This window comes from Actinosynnema pretiosum (assembly GCF_002354875.1).
GTDB classification, from domain to species: Bacteria; Actinomycetota; Actinomycetes; order Mycobacteriales; family Pseudonocardiaceae; genus Actinosynnema; species Actinosynnema auranticum.
In genome coordinates this window covers 5,392,182-5,411,713 of sequence record NZ_CP023445.1, presented here as the reverse complement: position 1 = coordinate 5,411,713, position 19,532 = coordinate 5,392,182, and the positions used below count along the sequence as shown (strand labels likewise).

Below are 19,532 nucleotides of genomic sequence, written 5' to 3'. Positions count from 1 at the left end.
GCGCCATCCCTGCGGCGCCGCTCCTCACCGCCGCAGGGTTCAGCGCCACGCGGCCTCCGCCACGTCGTCCGCCACCGCCAGCGCCAGCTCGCAGAACATCGAGTCCGCCCAGGAGAACCACGGCCGCGAGAACGACGTCGGGTCCGACGGGTCGAAGCTCTCGTGGACGTGACCGGTGCCCGCGTCCGTGTCGGCGATCAGCCGGAGCAGCCTCCGCCGGTCCGCCGCCGTGCCGGTCAGGCCCTCCACGGCCAGCGCGATCGGCCACACCCGGCCCGGTTCGGTGTGCGGGCTGCCGATGCCGCTCGCCACCGAACCGGTGAAGTAGTACGGGTTCGCGTCGCTCAGCACCAGCGCCCGCGTCGCCCGCCACACCTCGGCGTCGACCACGTCGGGCGCGTGCAGGGGCAGCGACAGCAGCGACGGGGTGTTCGCGTCGTCCATCAGCAGCACCCCGCCCAGGCCGTCGACCTCGTACGCGTAGACGCGCTCGCCCCCGCGCTCCACGACGCCGTGCGCCTCGACGGCGGCGACCAGCTCGGCGGACAGCGCGCGGGCGTCGGCGGCCAGAGCGATGTCGCCCAGGACCTCCTCGGCGATCTCGGCGATCGCCCGCAGCGCCTGCGCCGCGAACAGGTTGGCCGGGATGTTGTACCCGTAGGTGCAAGCGTCGTCCGACGGCCGGAACCCGCTCCACGTCAGGCCCGTCACGGCCACGGGCGTGCCGCGACCGCCGCGCGCCAGGGTCTCGGTCGACTTCGCGCCGGGGCGCTCGAAGCGGTACGGGGACTCGTCGTGCCGCTGCTCCAGGCGCAGCTGCGCGACGACCACCCGCAGCACGCGGTGCGCCCGCTCGTCGAACACCCCGGTGTCACCGGTCGACCGCCACAGCGCGTGCGCGAGCGTGACCGGGTACGCCAGGCTGTCGATCTCGTACTTCTGCTCCCACACGCGCGGGTCGTCGCACAGGTCCGCCTGCTCGTAGCGGGCGCCGGTCGGGCCGTCGTTGAACGCGTTGGCGTACGGGTCGTGGTCCAGGCACGCGAACTGCCTGCGCACCACGGCGGCCACCAGCTCGGCCAGCGGCGGGCAGTCGGGCAGGAACCGCAGGTACGGCGTCAGCTGCGTGGTGGAGTCGCGCATCCACATGGCGGGGATGTCGCCCGTGATCACGAACGCGCTGCCGTCCGCGCCGATCGTGACGGTGTCCCGCAGCGTGCGCAGCAGCGCGGCCTCCACCACCGCGCCGATCCGCTCACCGGCCGCCGCCCGCACGCGCGCGGACGCCGCGGCGATCGTCTCGTTCACCGTTGCCACGGCGTGCTCCCTCCCTCGTCGGTGACGCGGATCCGCGCCGCGCCACCCGGTTCGTCCACCTCGTCGCCGCTCCACGCGCCGATCTCCACCGGGACCGCGACCGGCCGCCCGGTGGCCCACGAGCCCAGCTCGTCCAGGCCCAGCACGAACTCCACCACGCTCTCGCCGGGTTCGCACGTCACGCGCCGCACGGCCAGCAGGGTCCGGCGGCGCGGGCGCACGCCCAGCTCGTGGCGGCGGCCGTAGAGCGGCACGACGGCGGACCGCCGCCCGCCGGTGTTGGTGACGGCCACCGGGACCCGCACCGAACCACCGCCCGCCAGCTCGCCTGCGGTGATGTCCCACGACGTCCCGTGCACCCGCGCCGCGACCGAAACCCCGCTGCCGAAGGGGATGCCCACCGGCCGCCGCTGGTCGGCGTACCCGCGCGCGGTCTCCACGCGCTCGTCGTGCGCCACCGGGAAGACCCCGTCGGCCACCGGGAACGACGCGGGCAGCCGACCCGTGGCGGTGCCGTCGAGCAGCGCGCCCACGATCGCCGCACCCCCGCTCGGACCGGGGAAGGGCACGACGAGCAGCGCGTCCACCAGCCCGGCCAGCTCGGTGAGCGCGCGCGGTCGGCCGTCGACCACCACGGCCACCACCGGCTTGCCGCTCGACCGGGCCGCGCGCGCGAGTTCCAGCTGCGGCAGGGGGAGCGCGACCGAGGCCAGGTCGACGCCCTCCCCGTTGGTCGTGTCCGCCGCCGACTCCGCGACCGCCCCGTTGTCGGCGAACTCGTCGCCGTAGCCGCGCCTGCTCGTGCCGCCGAGCACCAGAACGCAGACGTCGGCGCCCTCGACCGCGCTCCCCACCGCCGCGAGCGCGTCCGGGCCGAGCGCGCTGCGCACCCGCGATCCGGGCGCGTGCAGCACCCGCCCCGCACCCAGCCGCGCCACCAGCGCCGAGCGCACGGTCGACGCGCCGGGGTCGTCGGCGGGCCGGGGCGGGGTGTAGTCGCCGAGCTGCGAGTCAAGGTCGTCGGCGTTCGGGCCGATCAGCGCGACCACGCCGGACGGGTCGAGCGGCAGCACCCCGTCGTCCCGCACCAGGACCACGGCCTGCCGGGCGGCCCGGTCGACCAGCCGGGCCACGTCGCGCGGCGCGGGCGGGTCGGCCACCGGCGCGGGCCCGTCCAGCAGGCCGACCCGCCGCTTGAGCGCGAGCACCCGGTCGACCGCGCGGTCCAGCTCGCCCTCCGCCACCAGCTCCCGGTCCAGCGCTTCCCCGAGGTGCGTGAACGCCTCGTCCCACAGGCTCAGGTCGACCCCCGCGCGCAGGGCCAGCGCCGCCGCCGCCGCCGGGTCCGGGGTGCTGTCGCGCAACCGGTCGATCGCGGTGCCGTCGGCCATCACGATCCCGTCCCAGCCCCAGTCCTCCCGCAGCACGCCCGTCAGCAGCCCCCGGTTGCCGGTGCACGGCACGCCGTCGACGTCGTTGTAGGCGGCCATGAACCCGGCCACCCCGGCGCGCGCCGCCGCGTGCGCGGGCCGCAGGTGGACCTCGCCCAGCTCCCTGGGCCCGATCGGCGCGCCGGAGCCGTTGCGCCCGCCGATCCCGGCGCCCTGGGCCGCCAGGTGCTTGGCCACCACCGCGACGCGCCCCGCGCCGATCGGCCCCGAGCCCGCGCCCTGCATCCCGCGCACGGTCGCGGCCACCAGCAGCGCGGCCAGCGCCGGGTCCTCGCCGAAGCACTCCTCGGCGCGCCCCCAGCGCGGATCGCGCAGCACGTCCAGCCCCGACACCAGCGCCACGTGCGTGCCCCTGGCGCTCGCCTCGGCGGCCACCGCCGCCGCCAGCTCCTCGGTCAGCCCGACGTCCATGCCTGCCCCGAGCGCGAGGTTGACCGGCAGCGTCGTCGCGCCGAGCGCCTGCACCCCGTGCGGGGCCTCCTCCACGAACAGCACCGGGACGCCGCAACCGTTGCGCACCACGTACTCCTGCACCGCCGCGCAGGCCTGCGCGCTGCGCTCGGGCGGAATCCCGTTGCGCCAGTGGACCTCCGACCACGGGTCGGCGCGCAGCACGCCGTAGATCGCGCCGAGGCCGCCGAAGCGGTCGACCTCGCGCCGGAGCACGTCGGTCACGCGCGGCGCCCCGTCGACCCAGCGCAGCGCCTCCCAGCCCTTGAGGCGCTGGTTGACCTGGCCCACCCGGTGCGGCAGCGGCAGCTCGGCAGCGGTGATCATCCCTTGACCGCCCCCGACACCAGCGCGCGCTGCATCTGCCGCTGGAGCACCGTGTACACCAGGTACACCGGCAGCAGCGTGAACAGCGTGCCCGCCATCAGCACGCCGTAGTCGGTGCCCGCGTCGACCTTGAGGGTCGGCAGCGCGACCTGGATCGTGCGCTGCGCGGTGTCCGGCCCGATCAGGATCAGCGGGTACAGGTAGGCGTTCCAGAACGACAGGAAGTTCAGCAGCAGCACCGTCGCGATGCCCGGCACGCAGATCGGCAGGTACACCTGCCGCAGGACCTGCGACGCCGACGCCCCGTCCATCGAGGCGGCCTCCTCCAGCTCGCGCGGGATGGTGCGCATGAACGACGTCAGGATCACGATCGACAGCGGCAGCGCGGTGGCGGGCAGCAGGAGCACGACGAACGTGCGGGTGTGGAACTGGCCGAGCAGCGCCGCGAGCAGGAAGGTCGGGAACAGCGCGGCGAACGAGGGGATCAGGAAGCCCAGCGCGAACACGCCCTCGACCACCTTGCCGAGCCTGCCGGTGGAGCGGGCGAGCGCGAACGAGGCGGGCAGTGCCAGCAGCAGGGTCAGCACGAGCGCGCCGAGCGTGGTCAGCACCGAGTTCGCGACCGCCAGCACCAGGTCGGCCTGGTCGATCGCGGTGGTGAAGTTCCCGAGGTCCCAGGTGCTCGGGAACGCCAGCGGCGACTCGAAGATCTCCTCGTTGGACTTGAACGAGGACACGATGAAGTAGTACAGCGGCACGATCAGCAGAGCGGCGTAGATCCAGGCGAGTGCGCCGCTGGTGATCGAGCCCGCGCGGTCGCGCAGGGGGCGGCGGGCGGTCCCGGCCATGGTGGACTCCTCGGGTTCGGGTCAGTAGGTCGCGCGGAGCACCCTGCGGATCGCGCCCATGCCCAGCAGGCCGAGCACGAACAGGATGAGGCCGACCGCCTGGCTGTAGCCGAGGTCGGTCTCGACGAACGCCTTGCGGTACACCAGGTACGAGAGCGTCGTCGTGGACGTGCCCGGACCGCCCTGGGTCAGCAGCAGCACGGTCTGCGCCGAGTTGAACAGCATGGACAGGAACTGGAGCATCGTCACCACGCCGATGAAGTCGCGGGCGATGGGCCAGTACATGCCCCAGGCGATCCGCCAGTCCCCGGCGCCGTCGATGCGCGAGGCCTGCACGATCTCGGCGTCCACGCCGTCGAGCCGCGAGGCGATGAGCACCGCCGAGTAGCCGATGCCGCTCCACAGCTCGACCGCGACGATCGCGCCGAGCGCGGTGGACGGGTCGGCGAGCCAGGCCGCGCCGTCCAGGCCGAGCGGGCGCAGCAGCCCGTTGAGCAGGCCGTCCGGGTTGAGCACCGCGTAGAAGACCATCGCGGTCGCGGGCGCGGAGATCAGCGCGGGGATGAAGAGCAGGTAGCGCAGCACCTTGTGGCCGCGCGGCTTCTGCACGACGTAGAACGCGAGCAGGAACGCCAGCACGATCATCACCGGCAGGCCGACGGCGATCTGCAGCGCCGAGTTGCCCGCGGCGGTCCAGAAGTTCTCGTCGGCGAACACGCGGGAGAAGTTGTCCAGTCCGGCGAAGCCCGGCTGGACGAGCATCCCCGGCCAGGACAGGAACCCGATGACGATCATCGCCAGGACCGGGCCGATCATGAACACCGCGTACCAGACGAGCGCGGGCAGTGCGAAGCCGGGGAAGCGGTCCCGCGCGGACCGGCGCGGGGCGAGGCCTTGCGGCGCGGGAGGTTCTGCACTGCTCGTGACGCCGACAGCGGCGTCGGTCGTAGCGGTCAAGGTCGGCTCCTTCCTCACACCGTGGCGTAGGCCCGTTCGAAGACCTCGATGATCCGTTCGGCGGGGATCGGGCCGTAGGCGGCTGCCGTGGCCTGGATCATCGGCTCGAACGCTGACTGGGGGATGACCAGGTCGGGCAGCATGACGGGGGAGACCTGCTGGTCGGTCAGGCGGGAGGCCTGCGCGACGAGCGGGAAGTCCTCGCTCACCGTGTCGGTGATCCGGCTCATGTCCCGGCCGGAGCCCAGGATCATCGAGTCGATCACCTCGTCGCTGTACAGGTGCTGCACGAACGGCTTGATCAGGTCGAGCTTGTCCGCGCCCCCGCGGCTGATCCAGATGCCGTGGCCGTTGAAGCTGCGGATCACGCTCGGGTGCGCCAGCACGCCGCCGCGCGAGGGCTTGGGCCAGCCGCCGACGACGACCTCCCTCGCCCGCTCGGCGGGCACCTTCGCCAGCGCCGACGACATGGCGGGCACGATCGCCGCCTTGCCGGTGTTGAACTGGGTCAGCTCCGAGTCGGAGGTGTAGCCCTGCACGTCGTCGACGAAGACGCCCGCGTCCCGCAGCTCCACGAAGTGCTCGACCCCGGCGACGGCGGCCGGGCTCTCGGAGAGCTTGCCGCTGCCGAACACCCGCTTGGCCTCGTCGGCGGTGAGGAAGCCCTGGATGACCTGGAGGAACATCTTCTGCCCGCTCCAGTCGGACCCGCCGACCGTCACCGGCCCGATCCCCTTGGAGCGCAGCGCATCGGCCACCGCGATCAGCTCGTCTGAGGTCGTCGGGATCTGCGCGCCCGCCTGCTCCAGCAGCCTGGTGTTGTACGAGACCGGCCAGTTGGTGCGGGTGAAGGGGAACGCGCGCAGGTTGCCGTCCGCGTCGGTCCACTCGGCCAGCGCCTCGGGGATGATCTTGTCGCGCAGCCCCCACTCGTCGAGCAGCCCGGTGAGCGGGATCGTCGCCCCCAGGCCGGTCCAGGAGAGCGTGCGGCCCTGCAGGTTCACCAGGGCGACGTCGGCCTCCGCTCCGGCGAGCGAGCTGGTCTCGAAGACGATGGGCAGGTCGGAGCCGTTCTTGAGCAGCGCGACCGGACGACCGGTCCGCCGCTCGTAGGCGGCGACCGCGTCGGCGAACACCTTGGCGCCCGCGACGGCGCCGCTGAGCTGGGTGTGCACCGAGAGGGCGCCGGGCCTGCTGGACGCGGGCGTCAACGCGCCGCACCCCGCCAGGAGCGGCGCGGCGACGCCGCCACCGATCGCGGCGCGCAGCAGGGTGCGCCTGCTGATGGAGTGGGACAAAAGCCCTCCTCGGAAGCTTCGTAGCGTCATCCGGATACGCGGAACCGCCGTTGGGGGGCGGGTTTGTAAAGCGGTGCACAATCGAAGTGGCGAGCAAGGTATACCGCTTTACATCCGGTGGTCAACGCCCTTAGCCTCGGCGGTGCCATGAGTGAACCCAGCACGAAGCGCGTGACGATCGCGGCGGTGGCCCGCAGGGCGGGCGTCTCACCGTCCGCGGTGTCGCACGTCTTCAACGGACGGCCGAACGTCTCCGAAGCCACCGCGGCCCGCATCCGCGCCGCCGCCGACGAGCTCAACTGGCGCCCGAACCTCGCCAGCCGCAAGGTCTCCGGCGGGGGCGGGCGCAGCCTGGGCCTGGTCATCGCCCGGTCGCGGGGCACGTTCGGCCGCGACCCCTTCTTCATGCGCCTGCTCGCCGGGCTGACCGAGCCGCTGGCCGAGCTCGGCTGGTCGCTCTCGCTGACCCTCGTGCGGCCCGACGAGGACGAGGAGCAGCTCTACCGGCAGTGGTGGCGCGAGCGGCGGGTCGACGCGTTCCTGCTGGTCGACGTGCGCGACGACGACCCCAGGCTCGCGCTGGTCGAGCAGCTCGGCGCGCCCGCCGCCCTGCTCGGCGCGCCCGTCCCCGGACCGGTCACCTCGGTCACCGTGGGTGACGGCGCCGCGTTCGCCGAGGCGCTCGACCACCTCGCCGGGCTCGGCCACCGCAGCGTCACCCGCGTCACCGACGCCCCCGGCCTCGCCCACACCGGGGCCAGGGACGAGCGCTTCCGCGAGGCCGCCCTGGAGCGCGGCGTGCGGGCCGGGGTCGCGGCGTGGGACAAGGGCGCCGAGGACCCGGTGGCGGACCTGCTGGGCAGGCTGGGGGAGTCGACGGCGATCATCGTGGACAGCGAGACCGTCGCCGCCGAGATCGTCGCGCACGCCCCCGAGGTCGGCGTCCGCGTCCCCGAGCAGCTCTCGGTGATCGCCTGGGAGGACTCCTGGGTGTCCACGATCGTCCGCCCCCGCCTGACCGCCTTCGACGCACCCGTCGAGGAGAGCGCCCGCGCCGCCGTCGCCCTGCTCGAGAAGCTCGTCCGCGGCGAGGACGCCGCTCCCCAGACCGTCAGCGGTCGCCGCCTGCTCGTGCGCGAGTCCACGGCGCCCGCCCCGAACAACCGCGAGGAGAGCCCTTGACCACGAGCACCCCGAGGTTCGGCGTCAACTACACCCCGTCGCAGGACTGGATGTTCCAGTGGATGGCCGTCGACCCCGACGTCGTCCGCGCGGACTTCGCGGCGATCGCCGCCCTGGGCGTCGACCACGTGCGCGTCTTCCCGCTGTGGCCGGTGCTCCAGCCGAACCGGACCCTGATCCGGCGGCGCGCGCTGGACGACGTCGCCCTGGTGGTCGACGTCGCCGCCGAGTTCGACCTCGACGTCGCCGTGGACGTGATCCAGGGCCACATGTCCGGCTTCGACTTCGTGCCCGCCTGGCTGGTGAACTGGCACAGCGCCAACATGTTCACCGACCGGCCCGCGGTCGAGGCCCAGGCGGCCCTGGTCGCCGCGGTCTACGACGCGGTCCGCGACCGCCCGAACCTCCTCGGCCTGACCCTGGGCAACGAGGTCAACCAGTTCCAGCGCCCCAACCCGGCCGCGATGCCCGCGAGCACCGAGCAGGTCACCCACTGGCTCACCTCCCTGCTCACCGCCCCGCGCGACCGCGACCCGCGCCACGTCGTGACCCACAGCGAGAACGACCACCTCTGGTACCGCGACGAGCACCCCTTCGTCCCCGTCCACGCCAGCCGCCTCGGCGACGTGACGACCGTGCACTCCTGGATCTTCAACGGCACGGCCGCCCGCTACGGCGCCCTCTCCCCGCAGTCGGTGCGGCACGCCGAGTGGATGATCGAGCTGTCCAAGGCCTTCGCCACCGACCCGGAGCGCCGGGTCTGGCTCCAGGAGGTCGGCGCCCCGTCGATGAACCTGGCCGAGTCCGAGATGCCGGAGTTCTGCGCCCGCACCGTCCAGGCGGCGCTGACCACCGAGGACCTCTACGCGATCACCTGGTGGTGCTCCCACGACGTCTCGCGCGACCTGGGCGACTACAAGGACCTGGAGTACTCCCTGGGCCTGCTGGACACCGGGAACGCCGTGAAGCCCGTGGGCAGCCGCTTCGCCGAGCTGATCGCCGAGGCGAAGCGCGTCGCGCCGACCCCGACCCCCCGCACCGTCGGCGTCGTGGTCGACGTCGACGAGCACGACCTCCCCCTGTCCCGCGCCGCGCTCGCCCCCGGCGGCGCGGTCTTCGAGCGCTGGCACGAGCTGCGCGAGCGCGGCGCCGCCGTCACGGTCGTCACGAGCGCCACCGCCGCCTCGCCCGAGGCCCTGGGAGCCCGAGGCGTCCGCGCGCTCGACCACCCGGCGCTCGCCTGAGCCGCCGCACCGCGAACGGACCCCGTCCAGTCCACAGTGGACGGAGTGTGCCCGCTTGATCCCTTTCGCCCGAACGGTCCTCCACCCCTGATCACCGCCCGCCACAGGGGTCGTACGGTGAGGGACGGGACGGTCCGCCGCGTGGTGGACCGCCCGTCCACGTGGAGGTGTCCGCTGTGCGCTTAACCGGTCGGCTCTCGGGCGGAGGGGTGGTGCTGGCGGGCGGCGTCCTGGTCGACTCCCTGGGCACCGGGCTGTTCCTGGCCATCGTGCCGGTCTTCGTCGTGCTGCGGCTGGGCGTCGACCCGGTCCAGGTCGGCGTGGTCGTCGGCGTGGCCAACCTGATCGCGCTGGCCTCGCCCGGACCCGCGGGCTGGCTCGCCGACCGGTTCGGCGCAGGCCCGATCTGGACGTTCCTGCTGGTGGGGCGGGCGATCGGGTACTCCTGCTTCCTGTTCGTCTCCTCCTTCTGGTGGTACGCGCTGCTGCTGTGCGCGCTGGGCCTGTTCGACCGGGCCAGCGCGCCCGTGCAGCAGGTGTTCCTGCTCCAGGCCGAGGCGCCGGAGAACCGCAGCCGCTCCATGGCCGTGCTGCGCACCGGGCGCAACATCGGGATGAGCGTCGGGCTGCTGCTCGGCGGGATCGTCGTCTCCGTCGGCACCGAGGCCGCGTTCTCCGCCGGGTTCGCCGTCAACGCCGCGTCGTACCTGGTGCTGCTGACCGTCGTGCGGCTGCTGGTGCGGCGCAGGGGCGCGGCCGGTGGCGCCGCGCCGGGCGGCGCCGCGCCGGTGCCGCGGCCCGAGGACGAGCGGGAGCGCGACGCGGTGCTGCGCGACCGCCGCTACCTCACCCTTGCGGCGGGCAACGCCGTGCTGCTGCTGCACGACTCGGTGCTGTTCACCCTGCTGCCGCTGTGGGTGATCAGCCGCACCGGGCTGGCCACCGGCTGGGTCGGGCCGCTGCTGGCGGTCAACACCGTGCTCACCATCGCCCTCCAGGTGCCGCTGACCCGCTGGGTGCGCACGATCCCCGCCGCGCGCGCGACCGTGCTGCGCGCGCTGATCCCGCTGCTGGTCGCGACCGGCCTGTTCCTGGCGGCCGAGCAGGTCTCGGCGGCGCTGGCGCTCCCGGTCGTGGTGCTCGCCGTGGTCCTGCTGACGGTGGGGGAGAACATGCACACCGTGGGGGCGTTCGAGCTGTCCTACCGGCTCGCGCCCGAGCGCTCGCTGGGCGCCTACCTCGGCGCGTTCGACTTCGGCATGGCCGTGCAGCTCGCGGCGGGGCCGCCGTTCATGACCCTGGTCGTGCTCAGGGGCGCGCTGGGCTGGGGCGCGCTCGGCGGGGCGTTCGCGGCGGGGGCCGCGCTGGTGGCGGCGGGAGCGGCGGGCAAGGCCCGGCAGGAGGCGTCGGAACGCGCGTGAGCGGGGTGTGGCCACCACGCGGTGGCCACACCCCGCACCGGGTCAGCGCCCGGCCGCCACCCGGTCCACGAACGCGTCCACCTCCACGACCGGCTCCGCCCACCCCAGCGCCCGGCTCAGCGCCACCAGCTGCGGCAACCGCTCCGCCGGACCGTCCGCGAACACCTGCGCCGGGCTGCCGTCCGCGACGACCCGACCGCCGGAGACCACCAGCACCCGCTCGAAGTTCTCCGCGCAGAAGTCCAGGTCGTGCGTCGTGGCGATCACCGTGCGCCCGCGCAGCGACAGGTCGGCGAGCAGCTCGCGCAGCGCCTCCAGCGCGAACGCGTCCTGCCCGGTGGTCGGCTCGTCCAGCACCACCACCGGGGTGTCCATGGCCAGCACCGACGCGATCGCCACCATCTTCCGCTGCGCGGCCGACAGGTGGTACGGGTGCGCCTCGCCCAACCCCGCCAGCCCGGTGGCCTCCAGCGCCCGCTCCACCCGCTCGGTCACCGCGGCCTCGGGGTGGCCCAGGTTGCGCGGGCCGAAGGCGACCTCGGCGGCCACGGTGCGCGCGTGCAGCTGGTCGGCCGGGTTCTGGAACACGAACCCGACCTTCGCCGCCAGCGCGGAGATCGGGTGCTCGGCGGTGTCCGCGCCGCCGACCAGCACCCGGCCCGAGGTCGGCGTGACCAGGCCGTTGAAGTGCTGCGCCAGCGTGGTCTTGCCCGCCCCGTTGGGGCCGATCACCGCGACCTTCTCGCCCTGGTCGATCCGCAGCGACACGTCCTGGAGCGCGGTCGTGCGCTCGTCGTAGCGGTAGGTCAGCGACTCGACGTGGATGTCCGCTCGCACGGCGGTCCTCCTAGGCTCGGGGGTCGGCGGCGGCGGGCACGGAGAAGCCGCTCACGGCCTCCGGCAGCAGCACCGGCAGCGGGCGCTCCCGAGGCCACAGGCCGCGTTCGGCCGCGCGCCTGGCCGCCCTGGTGTAGCGGGTCGTCGACACGCCGAGGCCGGGCAGGCGCGGGTCGGTGAACACCTCGGCGGGCGCGCCGTCGGCGACGACCCGGCCGCCGGCCAGCACCACGACCCGGTCGGCCAGCTCCGCCAGCCGCTCGGTGCGGTGCTCCACCAGCACGACGGTGATCCCGTCGCGGCGCAGCGCGTCCAGCGCGCCGAACACCAGCGACGCGCTGTCCGGGTCCAGCTGCGAGGTCGGCTCGTCGAGCACGACGACGCGAGGCCGCATCACCAGCACCGCGCCGATCGCGACGAGCTGCTGCTGCCCGCCGGACAGGGTGAACGGCGACCGCTCGGCCAGGTGCCCGATCCCCAGCGCGGACAGCACCTCCTCGATGCGCCGCACCATCTCCGCGCGCTCCACGCCCAGGTTCTCCAGGCCGAACGCCAGCTCCTCGCGCACGGTGAACTTGGCCCCGGACATCTGGTTGAACGGGTCCTGCACGACGAGCCCGACGTCGGTGACCACCTCGGCCAGCGGCGTGCCCGCCACCGACCGGCCCGCGACGGTCACCGAGCCGGTCAGCGCGCCGCCGGTGACGTGCGGGACCATGCCCGCGATCGCGGCGGCCAGCGTCGACTTGCCCGCGCCGCTGGCCCCGACCACCCCGCACACCTGACCGGCGGGGACCGACAGGTCCACCTCGGACAGCGCGGGCCCGCTCGTCGCGGGGTAGGCGAACGACACGCCCCGGAACTCGATCACCGGACCACCCCCAGCACGTTGACGACCACGGCGGCCACCGCGACCGCGCCCATGAGCAGCCGCGCCACCCGCTGCGCGGGCGAGTCGGGCGCCTCCACCAGCGACGTGCGGCGGCCCGTCGCGCCGAACGCCCGCGCCTCCATCGCCACCGCGCGGCCCTCCAGGTCCGCCAGCGCGCCCAGCAGCAGCGGGCCCACCAGCGGCAGCAGCGTCCGCGCCCGGCGGCGCGTGGTGTCCAGGCCGCGCGCCTGCTGCGCCCGCAGCACGCTCCGGGCGCGCTCGCGGAACGCGGGCACGATCTGCAGCGTCGCCGACACCACGTAGCTGATCTTGGTGGACATGCCGCGCTCGACCATCGCGCCCAGCAGCGCGCCGGGGTGCGTGGTGAGCAGCAGGAACAGGAACGAGCCGAGCATCGCCACCAGCCGCAGCGCGGTCAGCGCCGCGAACAGCAGCCCCTCCTCGGTCACCACCGCGGGCCCGAACTCCGCCAGCACCGTCTCGCCCTCGGGGAAGAACAGGCCCTGCAGCAGGAACACCGTGATCGCCACGGGCGCCGCGAGCAGCGGCAGCAGCCGGAAGTACTCCCGCCCCACCCCGGCCACCAGCACGGCGGGCACCAGGACGAGCAGCAGCAGCGCCAGCGGAGCCCACACGTTCGGGATGGCGAACGCCGTGGTCGTCACGGCCAGCGCCAGCACCAGCTTCGTCGTCGGGTTCAGCCGGTGCACCGGCGAGGTCCCCGACCGGAACAGCGCCGCCGTCACGCCGCGACCCCCGCCCGCGCCGCCCGCTCCAGGCCGAACACGTCGTGCTCGCGCGCGAACGGGAACCGCTGGCGCAGCCGCGCGGGCAGGTTCGCCAGCACCGCGCTCGCCAGCAGGCACGACGCGACCTTGTCCAGCGGATCGGCGATCAGCCCCTGCAGGGAGGCGGCCTCCAGCATCGAGTTGCCGTAGACCTGGAGCGTCGCGATGAACACCGACTGCCCGAGCGAGCCGCCCGCGTTGCCGAACACGAACGCGGTGATCGGCGCGGACACCACACCCGCGACCACGCCGATCAGCACCCCGGCGAGCACCACCGTCGGCGCCCGGCGGAACAGCCCGAAGCGGGAGAACGTCCCGGCCAGCAGGCCGATCGTCGCGGCGGTGACCGCGTACGGCAGCGAACCGGGGTTGATCGTCATGCCGACCGTGATGCTCGACAGCGCGCCGGTGGCCGCGCCCGCCGCCGGACCCGCGAGCACCCCGACCAGCACGGTGCCGATGGAGTCCAGGTGCACCGGCAGCCCGCTGATCCGCACCACCTGGCCGACGACGATGTTGATGGTGATGGCCACCGGGAACAGCGTCACCGTCGAGGCGGACAGCCGGGCCATCGCGCCGCTGACGATGAGCACCGAGCCCAGCAGGTAGCCGCCGAGCGCGAGCAGCGCCGCCGAGCCGCCCACCCCGTGCGGCGAGGTCGGGCGGGTGGCGATCAGGTAGGCGTAGGTGACCACGACCACCGACGTGCCGAGGGCGACGCGCGCCCACGGCGGTAACCGGGTCGGGAGCGGGGACTGGGGAACCGTCATGACCGAGGACCGCCTTCGCGGGTCAGGACTGCCAGAGGACCGGGCAGAACTCCGGGTCGGAGTAGTCGGGGGAGCCGTCGGGCAGCTTGCGCAGCAGCTCGTCGTGCTTGTACGCGGTCTGCCTGCTGTCGGTGGCCAACCGGTGGTCGCGGTGGGCGTTCGCGCCGTCCTGCAGGTGCAGGGAGATCGCGCGGCGCGGCCGGTCGCTCCGGTTGGCGGCGCTGCCGTGGTACAGCCGGCAGTGGTGGAACGTCATGTGCCCCTTGGGGATCGTCATGGGCAGCTTCACGACCTCGGCCCCGTTGCGCCGCGACACCTCGGTCAGCAGGTGCTCCCGCTCGGTGTCGCCGGGCACGGCGGCGTGGCCGTTGCGGCTGTCCCAGCCCCGGAACTCGTCCCACCGGTGGCTGCCGTCCACCATGGTGATCGTGCCCATCTCCTCGTCGCAGTGGTGGAACGGGATGAAGGCCGTGATCATGTCCTCCGAGCTGGAGGTCGCCCAGTAGTACTTGTCGAAGTGCCACGGCACGATGTTGGACTTCTCGTCCGGCTGCGGCGGCTTGTACAGCAGCGTGGCCTGGAACAGGCGGATCAGGTCGACCCGCGCCAGCCTCGCCGCGGTGGCGGCGATGATCGGCTTGCGCAGGATCGCGCCGATGGTCTCGCTCTCGTAGTGGATGTAGTCGTTGTTGCGCTGGACCTCCCCGTCCTCCGGGGTCCAGTACGACAGCTTCTCCGGGCGCAGCGGCAGCTCGCGGTCCCGCCTGCCCGCGTAGTACTCCTCGCTGGCCGCGACGAGCGCGTCGACCTCGTCGTCGGTGAGCAGCTTCGGGGACAGGTACCAGCCGTGCTCGGCGTAGAACCGGACGTCGTCGTCGGAGGGCAGCAGCGCGCGGTCCTGCTCGGGCAGGACGGTGCTCTCGGGCAAGGCGGTGCTCTCGGTCACGGGACTCCTCTCGGGTCAGCGGGCGGGGTCGGCCTGCGGTTCGGTGGTGACGCGCAGCAGCTCCCGCGCCCCGGCGAGCGCCGCCTCGCGCTCCTCGGGCGACGGCGCGTCCACCAGCACGTACCCCGCGCGCTGGTCGGAGGAGGTGAGCGGGGCGACGACGTCGCCGACGGACACCGCCAGGCCCGCGCGCGCGACGTGCGGCAGCGCCAGCACCTCGTCCAGGCCCTCGGCGGCGGTGACCACGCCGGGCGGGCAGATCGGGAACCACGCGGCGGCGTGCGACACCGGCTCGGGGTGGGCGGGCAGGTCCGGCTCGACCCCCATCGCCAGCTGCACGGCCACCCGGTACGGGTCGAAGCGGTAGGTCGCGGCGACCAGGTCCAGGATGAAGTCGCCCGGCGTGCGCACGGCGACCTCCATGATCGCCGGCCCGCCCGCGGTGAGCCGGAACTCCAGGTGCACCAACCCGGTCCGCACCCGAGCGGCCCGCACCACGCCCTCGGCCAGCTCCCGCACGGCGGCCCCGGTCGCGGCGTCGTCGAACCGGTGGCCCGCGCGGTGCGCGACCTCGACGAACCTCGGCGGCCCGGTGGTCTCCTTGGCGGTGGTGTTGGCGAACAGCACCTCGCCGTCCCGGACGAAGCCCTCCCAGCTGTACTCGGGACCTTCGAGGGCGCGCTCCACCAGCAGCCGCTCGCCGGACCGCGCGGCCAGCACCTCGCGCAGCTCCCGCGCGTCGCGCACCAGCCTGACCCCCGTGCTGCCGAAGGCGGACAGCGGCTTGACCACCACCGGGAACCCGGCCCCGGCCCACTCGACGGCCCGGTCGTGCCCGGCGACCACGTGGAACCCCGGCTGCGGCAGGCCGTGCGCGGCGAAGCACCCGCGCTGCAGCGCCTTGTTGCGCGAGAGCGCGGAGGCGTGCAGCGACGGCGACGGCAGCCCCAGCCGGTCGGCGACGACGGCCGCGCCGAGCACCTGCGGCTCGGAGAAGCCGAGCACACCGTCCACACCGGACTCGGCGAGCGCGTAACCGCCCACGGCCCACAGCTCGTCCAGCGCCCAGCCGTCACCGCCGAGCCCGTCGACGCGGGAGAGCTCCACCCCGGCGGGCACCTCGCCCGACCACGACTCGGTCTCCACCACGCGCACCCCGAAGCCGAGGTCGCGCGCCGCCTCCAGGTAGGGGCGCCCCATGAAGCCGACGCCCACCAGGCCGAGGCGCCTCATGGGCGCGCGCGCTCGGGCGCGCCGATTCCGCTAATCACGTGAAAATGCTCCCGATAAGTTCCGGCATCGATGCGGCGGTGAAGCTAGCACGCTCCCGATAACGCTGCAACCGGACCGGTTAACGGCTTTTCCGGTGCGTGCGAGCGGTCAGGGTACTCCCGGCTCGGCGGGGTTCCGGGCAGGTGTCGCCCACAGCACAGCGCACGCCTTCCGGAGGATCGGAACTCCGCAGTTCAGCACGGCTGGTTTCGGGTTTCCGCAATGCTGTGAATTCGTGTTAATTCGGACAACGTGCAGCTCAGAGGGTGTGCTAATGCGTGGCAGTGTTGGTTGCACCAATCGTTGATCCTGCTACTGTCGGTTCCGTTGGAGTGGTGACCACTTCTGCGTGAGAGGCGTCAACCGGGCGGGAGCGACCGGGGGCACGAGTGACCCCCGGTGCCCGGCGCGCGGTGCGGAGTAATGGTCCCGCCGAGCAGAGAAATACGCCGAAGAAGTCCGCGTCCGATTTTTCCGCATTTTCCGAGGTCGAGGTCCCGTGCGCCGCTGTTCGGGGCCGCTCGGCCGTGCCCTGGAAGTGGAGCACAGTGCCTGAATACGACTCCTTCGCCGACGCCTACGCCGCGGGTCTGCGGAGCATCCTGGAGGAGGGGGCCTCGGTGCCCTCGGTGCTCGACCCGTTCTCCAAGGCGTCCGACTTCGGCGCGGGGAACCGGCCCTACCGCGAGCTGATCGGCCACACGTTCCGGGTGCGGGACGCGCGCGCCGCGCTGGCCCTCAGCCCCGAGCTGCCGGTCAACCTGCCCTACTGCTTCGGCCTGCTCGCCTGGTCGCTCGACGGCCGCAACGACGTGGAGACCCCCGCCTACTACCGGCGCGGCGCCCACGAGTACTCCGACGACCAGCACACCCTCAGCGGCGCCTTCGGCCACCGCCTGCTGACCGCCGCGGGCGACCAGCTCGCCGCCGTCCTCGGCCGCATCGAGCGCGACCCGGCCCACCGCCGCGCGTTCGCCCTCGTCCTGGACCCCTCGGACAACTTCCGCGAGTCCCGCGAGTACCCGTGCGCGGTCGGCGTGCAGCTCTTCCTGCGCGAGGGCAAGCTCACCTGGCTGACCGTCATGCGCGCCCAGCAGGCCCTGACCGTCCTGCCCTACGACGTGTTCCTGTTCATGCTCATGCACCAGTGGGCGGCGGCCCTGCTGGGCGTGCCGTGCGGCCCCTACATCCACCAGTCGGGCACCTTCCACTTCTACGACAACGAGATCCCGCTCGCCCGCAAGGTCGTCGAGGCCCCGCTCACCTCGGCGTCCCTGCCCGCGCTCCCCGGCGCCCCGGAGGAGGCCAGGGCCGCCGTGACCGAGCTGGTCACCGTCGAGCGCGCGCTGCGCGAGGCCGTCGCCGCGGGCGACACCGCCGCGGTGGACCGGATCGCGGGGGAGCGGTGCGTCGCCGACTTCGCCGACGTCGCCCGCGCCTGCCTGGCCACCTTCGCCTACCGCAAGCTCGGCGACACCACGACGGTCGTGGACTCCCCGGCGGCGAGCGCCGAGGTCCGCGCGGACATCGCGGGGCACTGACCGCCCGCCCGACCACCGGCCCGCCGGACCCAGGAGGGAAGACCGAAGTGGATGTCGTGGTGCGCGAGGTGATCGCGGCCGGGCCGCTGCCGCCCGTTCCGGACGTGCGGCTCACCCGACTGCTGGCCGAGCGGAGGGCCCGGTTCGCCGAGGCCGCCGGAGCCGACGGGGAGGCGGCGCTGCGCTTCCCGGTGCTGGCCGCGCTCGTGCCGGTGGCCACCAACCGGGGCGGTGAGATCGCCTACCCCGGCGACCCCATGTGCCTGTACTCGGCGCTGATCAGCACCATCCGGCGCTCGGTGGGGCGCAGGGAGTCCGGGCTCGCCGCACGGCCGCACGTGGACGACCTGTACCCGGACTGGGGCCACTACCCGGACCTGGCGTACCGGCGGGCCCAGTCCGGTCCCAGGGCCGGGCTCGCCGCCGACAACCCGACCACCGACGGCAAGGTGTTCGACCCGCGCGTCTGGGACGCCGAGGCGCGCGAGGCGTTCTCCGCGCAGCTGGTCGCGCTGCGCCCCAAGGTCCTGCTGCTCAGCGCGGTGTCGGCGGCGCACCGGTACGCGCTGGAGATGGCCGAGACCGCCAAGCGCCTGGTCCCGGGGTGCCTGGTGGTGCTCGGCGGCAGGCACGCCGACGAGACCGTCCGCGTCGACAAGCGCTCCGGCCTGGTCCAGCTGTCGTGGAGCAGCACCGCGCAGGTGCAGCTCGACGGCCGCCACGAGCGCGTGGTCGACTTCGTCGTCTCCGGCGACGGCGCCCCGCTGCTCGACCTGCTCATGCAGGCCGTCGGCCTGGTCTGCGACCCCGGCTTCGGCCCCACCGACGTCGACGCGGTCATGGACTCCTTGCGCCTGCTCGCGAACTCGCGCGCCGACCTGGAGGGCGTCGGCGTCGTCGTCGGGTTCGGCGCGCGCGAGGTCGACGTGCAACCGCTGCGCGGGCGCTCCCTGGGCAGGGCCGAACTGCCCTCGCCGTACGACGCGTTCGCCATCAGGGCCCGCTTCGGCGTGTTCGAGCGGGCGGGCTCGTCCCCGCACGGCAGCCGGACCGCGCACATGATGACCCTGGACGCCTGCCCGTTCAAGTGCACCTTCTGCTCGGAGAGCAGCGCGGTCAAGAGCCTGCCGACCCGGTTCGCCATCACCGAGTCGCAGGAGGTCGCCCTGCGGGTGCAGCGCCTGGTCGACTGGGGCGCCGAGGCGATGTTCTTCGACGACCCGGTGTTCTGGGGCGGGAACTGGAACGCCATCGCCGACTTCTGCCGCGACCTCAAGGAGCTGGCGGACCGGCCGTGCGAGGACCCCGAGTCCGCCGCGCACGGGCACCGGTCGGTGCGCGACCTGGAGTGGGGCGCGCAGCTCACCGTCGACGTGGTGCTCAACCGGGCCAAGTGGGACGAGGTCGGCGCCGGGCTCGACCTGATGCGCGAGGCCGGGTGCACCTACGTCTACATCGGCATCGAGTCGATGGCCGAGCAGGTCATGAAGCACGTCAAGAAGAACCTGCTGCGCCGCAACCCCGAGCCGTGGGTGGGCAAGGTCCGCGAGGCGCTGGAGAAGATCCGCTCGCACGGCATCCGGGTCGGCAGCTCGGTGCTGTTCGGCCTGGACGGCGAGGACCGGGGCACGATCGCCGAGACCATCGAGCAGATCGGCGCGCTCATCGACGACGGGCTGCTCATCATGGCCAGCCCCAACATCCTCACCTACCACCCCGGCACCGGCATCTCCGCCGAGCACGGCCAGGACGAGCTGGACTACCACTCCCGCAAGGAGAACAAGCCGCCGTACACGTTCTTCGAGGAGGCCTACCCCGACGTGGTCTCCAAGCTGCTGACCGAGGACGACATCTGGTACATCCACGACTCGGCGGCCAAGCGGTGGGGCTCGGTGCGCAACAGCGCGATCGAGGAGAGCGGCGCGGCGTGACGCGGCCCCCGCGCCGGGCAGTTGCAGGAACGCGCCACGACCGGCGCCGACGAACAGGAC

Annotated in this window: 16 protein-coding genes; 5 read left to right on the top strand and 11 right to left on the bottom strand. The window is 73.6% G+C overall.

All coding sequences use genetic code 11. The features are described from left to right. Window positions 1–39: 39 nt before the first annotated feature. The 5 genes from CNX65_RS22935 to CNX65_RS22915 are packed head-to-tail and all read right to left on the bottom strand — an operon-like array spanning window position 40 to window position 6,648. Window positions 40–1,317 (bottom strand): glycoside hydrolase family 125 protein, encoded by a 1,278-nt coding sequence (locus CNX65_RS22935; RefSeq protein ID WP_096495614.1) that lies wholly within the window; start codon window positions 1,315–1,317, stop codon window positions 40–42. Beyond that, window positions 1,305–3,545 carry a glycoside hydrolase family 3 protein gene (locus tag CNX65_RS22930; protein WP_096495613.1) on the bottom strand — a complete coding sequence of 747 codons (2,241 nt, stop codon included), beginning with the start codon at window positions 3,543–3,545 and terminating at the stop codon, window positions 1,305–1,307. Before CNX65_RS22930 ends, CNX65_RS22935 begins: the two co-directional genes overlap by 13 nt. Beyond that, window positions 3,542–4,393, bottom strand: coding sequence for a carbohydrate ABC transporter permease (locus CNX65_RS22925; RefSeq protein WP_096495612.1), 852 nt, complete (start codon window positions 4,391–4,393; stop codon window positions 3,542–3,544). The genes CNX65_RS22930 and CNX65_RS22925 overlap by 4 nt, the downstream gene beginning before the upstream one ends. Before the next feature lie 21 nt (window positions 4,394–4,414). After that, window positions 4,415–5,350, bottom strand: a complete 936-nt coding sequence (locus CNX65_RS22920; protein ID WP_096497943.1) for a carbohydrate ABC transporter permease — start codon at window positions 5,348–5,350, stop codon at window positions 4,415–4,417. Window positions 5,351–5,364: 14 nt separating this feature from the next. Continuing rightward, a complete protein-coding gene (locus CNX65_RS22915; RefSeq protein ID WP_096495611.1) occupies window positions 5,365–6,648 on the bottom strand; it encodes an ABC transporter substrate-binding protein in 1,284 nt (427 codons plus the stop codon). 147 nt (window positions 6,649–6,795) lie between these two features. On the opposite strand from CNX65_RS22915, the gene CNX65_RS22910 reads away from it, so the two are divergent. The 3 genes from CNX65_RS22910 (at window position 6,796) to CNX65_RS22900 (ending at window position 10,495) form a co-directional block, all read left to right on the top strand. After that, entirely contained in the window at window positions 6,796–7,830 is a 1,035-nt protein-coding gene (locus CNX65_RS22910; protein ID WP_096495610.1) for a LacI family DNA-binding transcriptional regulator, read from the top strand. Beyond that, window positions 7,827–9,074, top strand: coding sequence for a glycoside hydrolase 5 family protein (locus CNX65_RS22905; protein ID WP_096495609.1), 1,248 nt, complete (start codon window positions 7,827–7,829; stop codon window positions 9,072–9,074). Before CNX65_RS22910 ends, CNX65_RS22905 begins: the two co-directional genes overlap by 4 nt. Before the next feature lie 176 nt (window positions 9,075–9,250). Then, the gene (locus CNX65_RS22900) at window positions 9,251–10,495 is read left to right on the top strand and encodes an MFS transporter (RefSeq protein WP_177154320.1); all 1,245 of its coding nucleotides are present in this window, start codon (window positions 9,251–9,253) and stop codon (window positions 10,493–10,495) included. Between the two features lie 42 nt (window positions 10,496–10,537). Here CNX65_RS22900 and CNX65_RS22895 read toward each other — a convergent pair whose 3' ends face one another. From CNX65_RS22895 to CNX65_RS22875, 6 genes are read right to left on the bottom strand one after another with little or no spacing between them, the layout of a single operon-like run. Then, window positions 10,538–11,332 carry an energy-coupling factor ABC transporter ATP-binding protein gene (locus tag CNX65_RS22895; RefSeq protein WP_198320541.1) on the bottom strand — a complete coding sequence of 265 codons (795 nt, stop codon included), beginning with the start codon at window positions 11,330–11,332 and terminating at the stop codon, window positions 10,538–10,540. A 10-nt stretch (window positions 11,333–11,342) separates the two neighbouring features. Further along, window positions 11,343–12,203: an energy-coupling factor ABC transporter ATP-binding protein gene (locus CNX65_RS22890; protein ID WP_096495607.1), complete on the bottom strand. Its 861-nt coding sequence runs from the start codon at window positions 12,201–12,203 to the stop codon at window positions 11,343–11,345. Next, window positions 12,200–12,970: an energy-coupling factor transporter transmembrane component T family protein gene (locus tag CNX65_RS35615; protein ID WP_157767803.1), complete on the bottom strand. Its 771-nt coding sequence runs from the start codon at window positions 12,968–12,970 to the stop codon at window positions 12,200–12,202. The genes CNX65_RS22890 and CNX65_RS35615 overlap by 4 nt, the downstream gene beginning before the upstream one ends. Continuing rightward, a complete protein-coding gene (locus tag CNX65_RS35610; RefSeq protein ID WP_157767802.1) occupies window positions 12,967–13,782 on the bottom strand; it encodes a histidine kinase in 816 nt (271 codons plus the stop codon). Before CNX65_RS35610 ends, CNX65_RS35615 begins: the two co-directional genes overlap by 4 nt. A 22-nt stretch (window positions 13,783–13,804) precedes the next feature. Then, a complete protein-coding gene (locus tag CNX65_RS22880) occupies window positions 13,805–14,728 on the bottom strand; it encodes a phytanoyl-CoA dioxygenase family protein (protein WP_232519963.1) in 924 nt (307 codons plus the stop codon). Window positions 14,729–14,743: 15 nt separating this feature from the next. Next, entirely contained in the window at window positions 14,744–15,961 is a 1,218-nt protein-coding gene (locus CNX65_RS22875) for an ATP-grasp domain-containing protein (protein WP_096495606.1), read from the bottom strand. 587 nt (window positions 15,962–16,548) lie between these two features. Between CNX65_RS22875 and CNX65_RS22870 the strand changes: the two genes are divergently transcribed. Together CNX65_RS22870 and CNX65_RS22865 are read left to right on the top strand one after the other, a co-directional pair. After that, on the top strand, window positions 16,549–17,541 hold the full coding sequence (locus CNX65_RS22870; RefSeq protein ID WP_096495605.1) for a thymidylate synthase: 993 nt from the start codon (window positions 16,549–16,551) through the stop codon (window positions 17,539–17,541). A 47-nt stretch (window positions 17,542–17,588) separates the two neighbouring features. Beyond that, window positions 17,589–19,472, top strand: coding sequence for a B12-binding domain-containing radical SAM protein (locus CNX65_RS22865; protein ID WP_157767801.1), 1,884 nt, complete (start codon window positions 17,589–17,591; stop codon window positions 19,470–19,472). The last annotated feature ends 60 nt before the right edge of the window (window positions 19,473–19,532 follow it).

What these genes read in the sequence shown, in the direction of transcription:
- CNX65_RS22910 (WP_096495610.1), top strand. Translation starts at nt 6,796, where the DNA reads ATGAGTGAACCCAGCACGAAGCGCGTGACGATCGCGGCGGTGGCCCGC.
- CNX65_RS22930 (WP_096495613.1), bottom strand. Translation starts at nt 3,545, where the DNA reads ATGATCACCGCTGCCGAGCTGCCGCTGCCGCACCGGGTGGGCCAGGTC.
- CNX65_RS35610 (WP_157767802.1), bottom strand. Translation starts at nt 13,782, where the DNA reads ATGACGGTTCCCCAGTCCCCGCTCCCGACCCGGTTACCGCCGTGGGCG.
- CNX65_RS22875 (WP_096495606.1), bottom strand. Translation starts at nt 15,961, where the DNA reads ATGAGGCGCCTCGGCCTGGTGGGCGTCGGCTTCATGGGGCGCCCCTAC.
- CNX65_RS22925 (WP_096495612.1), bottom strand. Translation starts at nt 4,393, where the DNA reads ATGGCCGGGACCGCCCGCCGCCCCCTGCGCGACCGCGCGGGCTCGATC.